Annotated in this window: 12 protein-coding genes; 10 read left to right on the top strand and 2 right to left on the bottom strand. The window is 64.4% G+C overall.

Annotated elements, in window-relative coordinates; translation table 11 throughout:
* Positions 1–702 (top strand): FecCD family ABC transporter permease (locus ABW22_RS01375; protein ID WP_059751198.1); only part of this gene is annotated, 702 nt, incomplete at its 5' end.
* 102 nt (positions 703–804) lie between these two features.
* On the opposite strand, the gene ABW22_RS17690 is transcribed toward ABW22_RS01375, so the two are convergent.
* Both ABW22_RS17690 and ABW22_RS01370 read right to left on the bottom strand, forming a co-directional pair.
* Entirely contained in the window at positions 805–948 is a 144-nt protein-coding gene (locus ABW22_RS17690; protein WP_193393269.1) for a hypothetical protein, read from the bottom strand.
* Positions 945–4,229: a DEAD/DEAH box helicase gene (locus ABW22_RS01370; protein WP_059751195.1), complete on the bottom strand. Its 3,285-nt coding sequence runs from the start codon at positions 4,227–4,229 to the stop codon at positions 945–947. The genes ABW22_RS17690 and ABW22_RS01370 overlap by 4 nt, the downstream gene beginning before the upstream one ends.
* Before the next feature lie 842 nt (positions 4,230–5,071).
* Between ABW22_RS01370 and ABW22_RS18370 the strand changes: the two genes are divergently transcribed.
* The 9 genes from ABW22_RS18370 (at position 5,072) to panD (ending at position 12,382) form a co-directional block, all read left to right on the top strand.
* Entirely contained in the window at positions 5,072–5,374 is a 303-nt protein-coding gene (locus ABW22_RS18370; protein ID WP_059751193.1) for a helix-turn-helix domain-containing protein, read from the top strand.
* Positions 5,371–6,675 (top strand): type II toxin-antitoxin system HipA family toxin, encoded by a 1,305-nt coding sequence (locus tag ABW22_RS01360; protein ID WP_059751190.1) that lies wholly within the window; start codon positions 5,371–5,373, stop codon positions 6,673–6,675. The genes ABW22_RS18370 and ABW22_RS01360 overlap by 4 nt, the downstream gene beginning before the upstream one ends.
* A gap of 320 nt (positions 6,676–6,995) precedes the next feature.
* The gene (locus ABW22_RS01355) at positions 6,996–7,769 is read left to right on the top strand and encodes an ABC transporter ATP-binding protein (RefSeq protein ID WP_059751211.1); all 774 of its coding nucleotides are present in this window, start codon (positions 6,996–6,998) and stop codon (positions 7,767–7,769) included.
* A gap of 40 nt (positions 7,770–7,809) precedes the next feature.
* Complete coding sequence (gene pcnB, locus ABW22_RS01350; protein ID WP_059751188.1) at positions 7,810–9,168, top strand: polynucleotide adenylyltransferase PcnB; 1,359 nt, start codon at positions 7,810–7,812, stop codon at positions 9,166–9,168.
* Positions 9,165–9,671 (top strand): 2-amino-4-hydroxy-6-hydroxymethyldihydropteridine diphosphokinase, encoded by a 507-nt coding sequence (gene folK, locus ABW22_RS01345; protein WP_059751186.1) that lies wholly within the window; start codon positions 9,165–9,167, stop codon positions 9,669–9,671. The genes pcnB and folK overlap by 4 nt, the downstream gene beginning before the upstream one ends.
* Positions 9,668–10,309 (top strand): deoxynucleoside kinase, encoded by a 642-nt coding sequence (locus ABW22_RS01340; RefSeq protein ID WP_059751183.1) that lies wholly within the window; start codon positions 9,668–9,670, stop codon positions 10,307–10,309. Before folK ends, ABW22_RS01340 begins: the two co-directional genes overlap by 4 nt.
* Before the next feature lies 1 nt (position 10,310).
* Positions 10,311–11,099 carry a 3-methyl-2-oxobutanoate hydroxymethyltransferase gene (gene panB / locus ABW22_RS01335; RefSeq protein ID WP_059751181.1) on the top strand — a complete coding sequence of 263 codons (789 nt, stop codon included), beginning with the start codon at positions 10,311–10,313 and terminating at the stop codon, positions 11,097–11,099.
* On the top strand, positions 11,099–11,944 hold the full coding sequence (gene panC / locus ABW22_RS01330; protein WP_059751178.1) for a pantoate--beta-alanine ligase: 846 nt from the start codon (positions 11,099–11,101) through the stop codon (positions 11,942–11,944). The genes panB and panC overlap by 1 nt, the downstream gene beginning before the upstream one ends.
* A 57-nt stretch (positions 11,945–12,001) precedes the next feature.
* Positions 12,002–12,382 (top strand): aspartate 1-decarboxylase, encoded by a 381-nt coding sequence (panD, locus tag ABW22_RS01325; RefSeq protein WP_059751175.1) that lies wholly within the window; start codon positions 12,002–12,004, stop codon positions 12,380–12,382.
* Position 12,383: the final 1 nt, after the last annotated feature.

Genomic DNA, 12,383 nt, shown 5'->3' with positions numbered 1-12,383 from the left:
CTGCTCGGCGTGTCCGGCGGCGCCGGCCTGCTCGCGCTGCTTGGCATGGCGGCCGGCCTGGCCTGGCCGTGGGTGTCGGCGCTGGCGTTCGCCGGCAGCCTGCTCGCGCTGGCGCTCGCCGCCGCGCTCGGCGGCCGCCTGCTGGCGCGCGACCACACGCCACTGTTGCTGGCAGGCGTGATGCTGGCGGCCGGCTTCGGTGCCCTGATCGCGTTGGTGCTCTCCGTGACGCCGGCCGAGCGCCTGCCCGGCATGCTGTTCTTCCTGATGGGCGACCTGGCGTGGACCAGCCAGCCCGCGCTGCTGTGGGCGGCGCTGCTGCTGGCGTTGGCTGCCGCGCTGGGGCTATCGAGACGGCTCGACGTGCTGCAGCTGTCGCCGCTCAAAGCCGCGTCGCTCGGGGTGGCGGTCGCCCCCACGCGCTGGATGTTGTTTGTCTTGGCCGGCGCCGCCACCTCCTTGGTCGTCGCGCAGGCCGGCAGCATCGGCTTCGTCGGCCTGATGGTGCCGCACGCCCTGAGAAAACTGGGATTTGCCGGCCACCGTGTGCTGCTGCCTGCTTGCGCGCTGGCCGGCGGCAGCCTGTTGGTGCTGGCCGACGCACTGGCGCGCACCGTGATCGAGCCGCGCGAACTGCCGGTGGGCGTGCTCACCGCCTTACTCGGCGTGCCGATGATGTTGTGGCTATTACGGAGGCCGTGAATACGGCAGAGGCTGGAACCGGCCAGAAGCAGGTCGTCACGCGCCGCGCAAGTTCAACGCGGTATTCCGATAGTCAGTGAAGGCTCGGCCAGGGGACTGCTTTCAGATATCGACCCAACTTCGCCAAGCCACTTCGGTCGCTTTGCGGGCGCGGGTTTCCGAAGCGGCCTCGAGCCGTTGCACTTTGCCGGGGCCGGGTGCGATGTCGTCGCCGAGAATCAGGCGGAAAACAAGGCGGGGTTTCATGATGGAGCTCGATCGGCGCTGGGGAGCGGTGCGAGCAGTGCGCGAATATCAGCCTCGCCGAATTTGGCGAGCGCGGTGCTGTCTTCCGATAACACGCTGGCGGCGAGTTCGGCTTTTTTCTCCTGCAGGGCGAGAATTTTTTCTTCGATACTGCCTGCTACCACCAGTTTGTAAACGAACACGTGTTTGGTCTGGCCGATGCGGTGGGCGCGGTCGGTGGCCTGGTTTTCAACGGCGGGGTTCCACCACGGGTCGTAGTGGATGATGGTGTCGGCGGCGGTGAGGTTGAGGCCGACACCGCCCGCTTTCAGGCTGATGAGAAACACCGGTACGTTGCCTTCCTGAAAGTTGCGGATGACGGTTTCGCGATCCTGGGTGTCGCCGGTGAAGATGACGTATTCGATTTTTCGTGCGCGCAGTTCCAGCTCGATCAGGGCGAGCATCGAGGTGAACTGCGAGAACAGCAGCACGCGGCGGCCTTCGTCGAGCAACTCGGGCAGCATGTCCATCAAGAGGTCGAGCTTGGCGCGTTCCTTGACCTTCTGCGCGCCTGCACTTTTGAGCAGGCGCGGGTCGCAGCACACCTGACGCAGCTTCAGCAGCGCATCGAGGATGACGATCTGGCTGCGGGCGAAGCCTTTTTGCGCGATGGCTTCCAGCACTTTTGCATCCATCGCGCTACGTACGGTTTCGTACAAGTCGCGCTGGCCGCCGGTGATTTCGGCGGTGCGCACGATGATGGTTTTCGGCGGCAACTCCTTCGCCACCTCTTCCTTGCGCCGCCGCAAGATAAACGGCGCGATGCGCCTGGATAAAATCCCGGCACGGATCGCGTCGCCGTGTTTTTCGATCGGGGTGCGGAAGGCGCGGGTGAACTGCTTGCTGTCACCCAGAAAGCCCGGCAACAGAAAATCGAACTGCGCCCATAGCTCGCCCAGGTGGTTTTCCAGCGGCGTGCCGGTGAGGCACAGGCGATGCCGGGCTTTGATCTCCCGCACGATCTTGGCGGCGCGGCTGCCCGCGTTTTTTACCGTTTGCGCTTCGTCCAGAATCAGCAAGTGCCAGTCGATTTTGCCCAGCGTGTCGTGGTCACGCCACAGCAGCGGATAGGTGGTGAGCGCAATGTCGTGTTGCGCAATTTCGCCGAAACGCTCGACGCGGTCCTTGCCGTGCAGCGACAGCACTTTCAAGCCGGGCGCAAAACGTTCGGCCTCGCGCTTCCAGTTGAAAATCAGCGAGGTGGGCAACACCACCAGCGCAGGACGATCCAGCCGTCCGGCCTGCTTTTCCAGCAGCAGGTGCGCCAGCGTCTGTGCGGTTTTGCCCAGCCCCATGTCGTCGGCCAGAATGCCCGCCAGATTCTGTTCGCGCAGGTATTGCAGCCAGGCCAGCCCTTCGTGCTGGTAGGGGCGCAGTGCCAGCCCCAATCCCTTGGGCGGCTTGACCGCCTTGATGCCACCCTGATGCTGCAATTGGCGGGCGAACCGGATCACCGCGTCGCCGCCGGTGTTTTTCCATTGCGGGCTGTCCGCAAGCTCGGCCAGGCGCGGCGCATCCAGCCGCGACACTTTGATTGCGCCCTGCGGACGTGCGTCGAACAGGTCGATGAGGGTATGGGCCAACGGTTTCAAACGCCCCGCCGGTGCGGTGAAACGCACGCCCTCCGGGGTGTGCAGCGTGATCATTTCGGCATCGCGAATTCGTTTGAGTTTGGCCGCATCCAGCCAGCGCGCATCGTGCTGAAACAGGTCGTACAGCAGCGGTGCCAGCGGCAGGCGCTGGCCTTCCAGCACCACGCCGAGATTGAGCGAAAGCCAGCCGTTGCCGTCGTCGTGGAAGTCCGCCTCCCAGGCATCGACCTCCAGCATGGTATGACGGAAGTTGCGCGGCACGTCGAGGGTCCAGCCGTCGGCGCGCAGGGAGGCCAAACCGGTCGCGATAAACCCCGGCCAAGCCGATTCGCTGGCCAGCCCGAGCAGGTGTTTGGGGGTTTTGTCCAAAGCCTGCGGCGGCACGGGTTTGAAACCCAGGGTGTCGAGCAGCTTGATGCAGGCGGCTTCGCGCGCGGTGTCGCGCCTGACCCGCACCGCTTCGCCGGTGGGCGTGGTGACAAACTCAGTGGGATCGTCGGCCATGAAGCTGAACGTGTCGTATTGAAATTGCAGCGTTGCGAAATCGAACAGCACCGTGGAATAGCTGTGGCCGTAGTCGCGGTAGCGGTTCATGCCGTAGCTTGCCAGCGTGCCCAGTGTCAGCCTGGGCTGCGGGGTGATGTCGATCACGCGCAGGCTGGCCGTCGTCTGCGGACGCGGCAACTCCGGCGCAAGCTCGGCCAGCGCACCCGACACCAGCGGCACATCCAGCGCGGACAGCGGCGGCAGCGCAAGCAGATGGGCGAGCTGCCCGGTTGAATACGGCACATCGAGCAACCCCAGCTCGCCGCACGCGCCATCGACATACCAGGTTTGTTTGAGCGTCAGCACCCGATCAGCCGGCGGGGTGGCGACCAGCTCGGCGCGGATACGATGATTGCTGTCGGCCGGCCATTGCAGGATGGCCGGGCGCGTGGGCGCGGCGGCGAGCGGCTGCAAATCTTCGCCCGCATAAAACAGCCGGCCGCTTGCCAGCATGCGTTGCAGCACGATCTCCCCCTTTTCGCCCGCTAGCGGAAAACTATCGATAAAGGCGTGACGGTCGCGCTGCCCCCACAGCAGCGGCAGAATGGTCAGATCGTCTTCCGTCACAAACGAAGGCGGGTTGGTGATGGCGCGCTCGACGTTATTCCAGTCGTCCAGTTTTAATGGCCGGCCATGATCGTCCAGCCGTGCCTTGAAGAAGGTCATACGCAGGCTGCCATCCGCACGCGGCGTCAGGCAATAGAGCAGGGTGTCGCGCCTGGGTGGGGCTTTGGCGGGTTTCGCCGGCTTGGCCTCGGCCAGCGTGCGGCGAAATTCCTCCAGCCAGGTCAGCACATCAGGGTTGATCTTTGTCGGCGGCTTGTTTTGTTGCAGCCAGGCCAGCAGAGTCGCCGCTGTGTGTTTGCAATGCCATTGGACCGGGCAGGTGCAATGCGGAGAAATCACGATATTGCCAGCGAGGTCGGTGTTGAAACGGATTTTGACCTGATAGGGCTTGGGTGCGCTGCCCGGCACAAATGCGGACAGCACAGGCGGCTCGGCACTCAGGCGGGTGACGGAGCGAACATAGGTTTTCGCCTTGATCAAATCGCGCGCGCCAAACCAGCGCAGGATATCGGCTTCGGTAAAAGGAGGGAGAGACATGAAGAAAACGGAAAAGCAATGGGCGAATTTTACCCGCTGTTTGTTAGATGAAGCTTGCCGCGTTCAGACCGGAATTGTTGCCTGATTGGCAGCGGAAAAACCGGTTCAGCACCCAAAGTAACAAGTGCCGGGAGTTAGGGCGACGAAGCACTGACGGGTAATCGTTCATCAAACTTGCCGATCAGCCGCAGGTGCAATCTCGATTTGTTCTGTCAGGCAAGAATCAGCCATCAGCCGTCACTGGCGGGGCGGGGGGATTCGTTGTTGGGCGGCTGATGTAGGTCAGTAAGCGGTCGGCCGTGAAATCGGCGCGCACTTCTGATGATCCGCCATTGCGGCCGGCGGATTCTAAGCCAACTTGGTCCGCTATGCGGTCTTGAGCAGTCACTGATCAGGCATTCACGCCGAATGACTGCTTTCCAATACGGCGAACGCGTACTCTCGACCCATTTCGGTCATCCAAGCCGACCAAGTCGTGTGTCTTCATGTCGGCCTAAAGCGGCCATTCTGTACCTCTACGCTAGCGGCAACCGAAGGCCGAGTCCCCCCAGGGTCGCAAGACTGCTGAAGGAAAGACAACCGGCCAGTTCCGACCATTCATCTGTAAGTTCCGAGATCGTTAAAGCAATCATTACATCCACCGCAAGGGTGTTACTACGCAGATGGCTAATTTGCTTACGAAACAGGTCGTTATGCGCAGTTAAGCACCCAAAACTGAAATATGTTTTCCGGTATGCCGGAGACCCTAAGACAGCCCTAGGGCGTGCCGCAGAAATGCTTGCATGAGTAATCAATAAGCCATATAATGCTTACACTAACAAACAATTTAAAGGTGCAGTCAAGTGCGTAGCATTACCCCTGACCAACTCCCGTTGTCAGTACTTGAAGCCAGCTACCGGCTGGGTAAGCTGGTAGCTGGCACACGCAAGGCGCGCCGGCTTACCCAGCAGGCGCTCTGTGAGCAGGCGGGTCTGGGGCGCAACACCCTGGCGGAAATTGAGCGGGGCTCGCCGCGTGTGCAGCTTGTGTACTGGCTATTGGTCCTGGAGGCGCTAGACCTGCTCGGTAACCTGAACCATGCGCTTTCTGCAGCAGACGTGGGGCGACTTGCTGATTCGCTCCCCCGGGCGCGGAGGGCTCCATGAAGACGGCGCCCGTTTGGGCCTGGCTCGAAGGCTCAGTGGCTCCGGTACGGGTTGGAACCCTGTTCCGGGATGAACACACCGGTGCAGGCGCATTCCAGTACGAAGCTGACTACCTGGCCGCCGGCGGCCGTGCCTTGGATCCTGGGCAGCTACGACACCGTGACGCCAAACGCCCGATTGCCATTCGTGCGGCCGACCGGGAAGGCATTCCTGGCATCATTGCCGATGCCGGCCCAGACGCCTGGGGGCGCCGGGTTTTGGCGCAGGACCTGGGCTTTGAACCCGACGCCATGGACGCGTTGGTGCACTCTGTCGACGACGGAGCGGGTCATCTTGCGGTCGGTGACCTGGCCGCCAAGCCGGCTATCGAATGGCTTGACCTCTTCGAGCTGGCCGGCGCCATCCAACGTCGGCAGGAAGGGCAGCCAAACAAAACCCGCCAACTTGTCAAGCAGGTGCTGTCGCCTGACACCGCTCTGGGCGGGGCGAAGCCCAAAGCCACGACACTGGTGGACGGGTTCCCCTGGATTGCCAAGTTCCCCGAACGCGGCGACCCCATGAACCTGCCCTACTACGAAGCGGCCGCCTTGCGCATGGCCAAACGGCTCGGGCTCGACAGCGTAACTGTGGATATCCAGACGTTGCCACATGGCCGCTCTGTCCTCCTGGTCAAGCGCTTCGACCGCCTGCCCGGCGGGGCCAGAATCCCAGTCGCCAGCGGCCTGACCGTGCTCGGGCCTACCGCCCAAGCCGTTGGCCCGGCCCGGACCTACCTTAAACTGGCGCAGGCGCTAAAGACTTGGACACGCGAAGACAAGTCGTCCCCCTCTTCGGCCGAAATATGGGAGCGTCTCGTCTATAACGCCCTGGTTGGTAACATCGACGACCACCCGCGCAACCACGCGCTCCTGTTCAAGGAGGGTGCTTGGCGGCTCTCCCCTGTGTTCGATGTCGTGCCAACCTTCATCCACCGGGACAAGGTCGCCTTGGCCATGCCTTTCCTTAGCGTGTCTCCCACCCAGCTTACAGCCGCCGTGTCCGCAGTCAACCTGGTGCGCGCCGCCCCTGTCTACGGAGTACCCGTCGACACAGCACAGGCCCGGCTGGTTGAAATGGCTCGCGGCATCCAGGCTGAGTGGCCGGCCGTGCTCGCCGAACTAAAAGCGCCTACCGAAGTTACCCTGGAAACGCAGCCAGTCCTGGATTGGTCAGCCCAGCTCTTGACCGAAGCAGAGGCACTTACTACAGACGACTTGGCACTTAAGAAGCCAAAACGCCACGGCTGGCACTGGGCGCCCTAGCGCGGTTCGTCGTTTTAGTCATCTGCGTAGTAACACCCCACCGCGACCGGTCTTGCGAGGACAGCGGACGCGGTCAATCGAAAGGCCGTTGTCGCCTTTGGCCGACGAGCCGAAGTTCGCGGAAAGTTTGCGAACGGCGGGTCAACCCCAGATAACCGACTGTCATGACGCTGAAGGCTGTGCGGCTTTAGTGGGTCGATAACGGAAGTACCACGGATCAACCCGCTTAACCCGCCCGGACAATACGCAGCACCGCCACACAATGCCGCCCAGGCCGCCGTGCTGCTATGCTCGGATTCATTACCGATCGCCTTCGTTTCATGGAATCCATTGCTCCCAGACTGACCGCGTTTCAGCTCACGCTGCAAACCGGCACCCGCACACTGGTCGAATCGCTCGATCTCACGCTTGAAGCGGGCGAAGTGCTCGGCATCCTCGGCGCCAATGGTGCCGGCAAATCCACCCTGCTGACGGTGCTGGCCGGGCTCGCCGCGGCAGCGCAAGGCCGGGTCACGCTCGACGGCAGCGCGCTCGACACCCTGCCGCCGCTGACCCGCGCGCAGCACATCGGCCTGCTGCCGCAGGGCGACGAGGGCGGATTTTTCGGCAATGTGCGCGATTTCGTCGCACTCGGACACTATCCTTTCGGCGCTGCCCAAGGCAGCCCCTTCGGCCACGCGCCTGATGACCTGGCACCGCATCTGGCGACCTGGGAACTGACCGAACTCGCCCGCCGCCCGCTTGACACGCTGTCCGGCGGCGAACACCAGCGCGCGCGGCTGGCGCAGCTGGCGGTGCAGGCGCCGCGCATCGCCCTGCTCGACGAGCCGCTGACCCATCTCGACCCCGCGCATCAGGCCCGGCTGCTGGCCTGGGCGCGCAGCGAGGCCAACGCCGGCCACAGCGTGGTGCTGACCCTGCACGACCCTAACTGGGCGGCCTGTTACTGCGACCGCCTGCTGTTTTTGCACGGCGACGGGCGCTGGCAGTTGGGCACGCCGGCCGAGCTGCTCACCCCGGACTCGCTCGAGGCCCTGTACGGTCCCGGCACGGCGGCGCTGTGGCGGCAGGGCGACCGGGGCAAGCCTGTATAATCGCGATCTGTTTTTACATTCACTCGCCATCGCACCCCCCATGATTCGTCGCATCATCAACAAAGTATTTGGCCGCAAGTCACGCGCCTCCAGTTCCGGCGCGAAGATCCTGCCGCAGGCCGCCCACGGCATCCGCCGCGACCAGATCGACGACTGCGCGCTGAAAACCTGCGAAACGCTGGCGCAGGCGGGATACAAGGGCTACCTCGTCGGCGGCGCGGTGCGCGACCTGCTGCTGGGCAAGACGCCCAAGGATTTCGACGTCGCCACCGATGCCACCCCGGAAGAAGTGCGGCGGCTGTTTCGCCGTTCACGCATCATCGGGCGCCGCTTCCAGATCGTGCACGTGATGTGCGGACGCGTCACCATCGAGGTCACCACCTTCCGCTCCAACGGCCAGAAGGAAACCGAGGACGAGAATGAGCGGCCGACCGACGAGCACGGGCGGCTCTTGTCCGACAACGTGTTCGGCAACATGGCAGACGACGCCGCGCGCCGCGACTTCACCATCAACGCGCTGTATTACGACCCCTTGAGCGAGGAAGTGCACGACTATTTCGGCGGCGTGGCCGATTGCAAGAAGCGCGTGCTGCGCATGATCGGCGACCCCGAGACGCGCTTCCGCGAAGACCCGGTGCGCATGCTGCGCGCCGCGCGCTTTGCCGCCAAACTCGACTTCCATATCGACCCCGACACGCGCAGGCCGGTCGCCACGCTGGCGCCGCTGCTGGCCAACATCCCGCGCGCGCGCATCTTCGACGAGGCGCTAAAGCTGCTGATGTCGGGCCACGCCCTGCGCGGCGTCCACCAACTGCGCGCCGAAGGCCTGCACCACGGCATGCTGCCGCTGCTGGACACGATTCTGGACGACTCCATCGGCGAGCGCTTCATCACCGCCGCGCTGAAAACCACCGACGCGCGCATCGCACAGGACAAGCCGGCCTCGCCGGCCTTCCTGTTCGGCACGCTGTTGTGGCCGCAGGTGCTGCAGCGCTGGCGCGAACTCGAAGCGGCCGGCGAGAAGCCGCAGCCCGCCTTATTCATTGCGATGGACGAAGTACTCGACGCGCAGCGCGGCCAGCTCGCGATTCCGCGCCGCTACGACGGCATGATCAAGGAAATCTGGGCGCTGCAGCCGCGCTTCGAGCAGCGCGGCGGGCAACGCCCGTATCGCCTGCTGGAGCATCCGCGCTTCCGCGCCGCCTACGACTTTCTGCTGCTGCGCGCCGAATCCGGCGAGGTCGATGCCGAACTCGGCGACTGGTGGACGCGCTTCCAGGACGTCGACGACGACGAACGCGTTGCCATGCTGCTGGCCGATAGCGCTCCCAAGGCGCGCCGCAAGCGCAAGCGCAAAAAGCCGGGTGAAGCGTCATCCGGCGAGGCGCCGGCCGAATGAAGGTCATCGCCACCATCGGGCTGGGCGCCAATCTCAACGATCCGGCGGCGCAGGTGGAATACGCGCTGGCCGAGCTCGACCGACTGCCCGCCACCCGGCTGCTTGCCCGCTCCAGCCTGTATGCCTCGGCCCCGGTAGGCTACGTCGACCAGCCCGACTTCATCAACGCGGTGGCCCAGGTGGAAACCGACCTCGCCCCGCGCGCGCTGCTCGTCGCGCTGTTGGACATCGAACACCGCCACGGCCGCGAGCGCAGTTTTCGCAATGCGCCGCGCACGCTCGACCTCGACCTGCTGCTGTACGGCGATGCGCATTTCCATGAAGAGGGATTGACGCTGCCGCATCCGCGCATGTGCGAGCGCGGCTTCGTGCTGCTGCCGCTGCTGGAAATCGCCCCCGACACGACGATCCCCGGCCGCGGCCGCGCCGCCGACTGGCTTGCCGCCTGCGCCGACCAGAATATCGCCGTCCTCCCGCCGCCCGCTGCCGCCGTCAACGCATGAGTCTTTCCCGTTACCGCTATATCGTCGTCGAAGGTCCGATCGGCGCCGGCAAGACCAGCCTCACCCACAGGCTGGCCGAGCACATAGGCGCTGACACCCTGCTGGAAAACGCCGGCGACAATCCCTTCCTGCCGCGCTTCTATCAGGAACCCAAACGCTACGCGCTGCCGACCCAGTTGCACTTCCTGTTCGACCGCGCGCGCCAGTTGCGCGACCTGGCACAGGGCGACCTGTTCCGTGCCGGCACGGTGTCGGATTTCCTGATCGACAAGGACATGCTGTTCGCCCGCCTCAACCTGGACGACGACGAGTTCGAGCTGTACCAGAAGGTCTACGCCGACCTCGCGCCGCAGGCACCGACGCCGGACCTGGTAATCTACCTGCAGGCGCCGGTCGACGCGCTGCAGGAGCGCGTGAAGCGCCGCGGCGTGGACTTCGAGCACGGCATGGATGCGGGCTACCTGCAACGCCTGGCCAACAGTTACAGCGAGTTCTTCCATCGCTATGAAGCCGCGCCCCTGCTCATCGTCAACACCAGCAACCTCAACTTCGCGCAGAGCGAAGCCGACTTCGAGCTGCTGCTGGAACGCATGAGCAAGATGCGCGGCCCGCGCGAATTCTTCAACCGGGCGGCATGAGATGAGCGTCACCCTGTCCACCCTCAAGGCGATGCGCGAACGCGGCGAAAAAATCGCCGTGCTCACCTGCTACGACGCCAGCTTCGCGCGTGTGCTCGATGCCGCCGGCGTCGACGTGCTGCTGGTCGGCGATTCGCTCGGCATGGTGATCCAGGGCCATGCCTCGACCCTGCCGGTGAAGCTGGCCGAAATGACGTATCACACGCGCTGCGTCGCCGCCGGGACCGAACGCGCCTTCATCGTCGCCGACCTGCCCTTCGGCAGCTACCAGCCCTCGCCCGAGCGTGCGTTTGCCGCCGCGGCGCGGCTGATGGCAGCGGGTGCGCACATGGTCAAACTGGAAGGCGGCGCGGTGATGGTCGAGACGGTAGCCTTCCTGACCCGGCGCGGCATCCCGGTGTGCGCGCACGTCGGCCTGTTGCCGCAGTCGGTGAACCAGCTCGGCGGCTACCGGGTGCAGGGGCGCGAAGACGCCGCCGCCGCGCAACTGGTCGCCGACGCGCGCGCACTGGAAGCCGCCGGCGCCGGATTGATCGTGCTGGAAATGGTGCCGGCCGCACTCGCGAAGGCCGTCACCACGGCACTCACCATTCCGACCATCGGCATCGGCGCCGGCGCCGACTGTGCCGGCCAGGTGCTGGTGCTGTACGACCTGCTGGGCCTGTATCCGCGCGCGCCGAAATTCTCGAAGAATTTTCTGGCCGGCACCGACAGCATCGAGGCCGCCACCCGCGCCTACGTCGCCGCGGTGAAGGACGGCAGCTTCCCGGCAGCCGAGCACGCGTTCTGATGCAGGTTCTGCCTACCGCGACCGAATTGCGCGCCGCGCTGGCCGGGCAAACCGGCACCGCGTTGGTGGCGACCATGGGCAATCTGCACGCCGGCCACGTATCGCTGGTCGAACTGGCAAAACAACATGGCCAGCCAGTGGTAGCGAGCATTTTCGTCAACCCGCTGCAGTTCGGCGCCGGCGAGGATTTCGAGCGTTATCCGCGCACCCTGGAGGCCGACTGCGAGAAGCTCGCCGCCGCCGGCTGCGCGTTCGTGTTCGCACCGGACGTCGCCGAAATGTATCCGGTGCCGCAGACGTTTACCGTGCAGCCGCCCGAGGCCTTAGCGAATGACTTGTGCGGCGCGTTCCGCCCCGGTCATTTCAGCGGCGTCGCCACCGTGGTACTGAAGTTGTTCAACCTGGTGCAGCCGCGCGTGGCAGTGTTCGGCAGCAAGGATTTTCAGCAGCTGTTCGTCATCCGCGAATTGGTGCGGCAGTTCAACCTGCCGATCGAGATTTTGGCGAGCGACACCCTGCGCGAAGCCGACGGGCTGGCGATGAGTTCACGCAATGCCTATCTCGGCGCGTCCGAACGCATCCAGGCGACAGCCTTGCAGCATGAACTCGCCGCCATCGCCGCGGCCGTCCAGGCGGGCGAACGCGATTTCGCGGCGCTCACCGCCACCGCCGCGCGCCGCCTGAAAATGGCCGGCTGGCGCGTCGACTACGTCGCGCTGCGTGATGCCGCGACCCTGCAGGCGCCCAGCGCAGACAGCGCCCGGCTGGTGGTACTGGCTGCGGCCTGGCTGGGCAAAACCCGGCTGATCGACAATATCGAAATGGCCTTGGGCAATCCGCCCTGAAGTTTTACTTGTGCCCTCTGGGTATAATGGACGTCCTTTTTTTGTGAGGGCACCGTCATGCAAAGAACGATGCTCAAGTCCAAGCTGCACCGGGTGACCGTCACGCATTCCGAGCTGCATTACGAAGGCTCGTGCGCCATTGACGAAACCCTGCTGGATGCGGCCAACATCCACGAGTACGAGCAGATCCAGATCTACAACGTCACCAACGGCGAGCGTTTCACCACCTATGCCATTCGCGCCGCACGCGATTCCGGCATCATTTCGGTGAACGGCGCCGCCGCGCACAAGGCGAATCCGGGCGACCTCGTGATCATCGCCACCTTCGCGGTCTACAACGAACTGGAACTGGCGCACTATGCGCCGGAACTGGTCTACGTGGATGCGGACAACCGCATTCTCGATACCCGCCACACGATTCCGGTCCAGGCTGCCTGAA

Origin of the sequence: Thiobacillus denitrificans, from assembly GCF_001530125.1 — a bacterium.
In the GTDB taxonomy this organism is placed as follows: Bacteria; Pseudomonadota; Gammaproteobacteria; order Burkholderiales; family Thiobacillaceae; genus Thiobacillus; species Thiobacillus denitrificans_C.
This window is presented reverse-complemented; position numbering and strand designations above follow the sequence as displayed.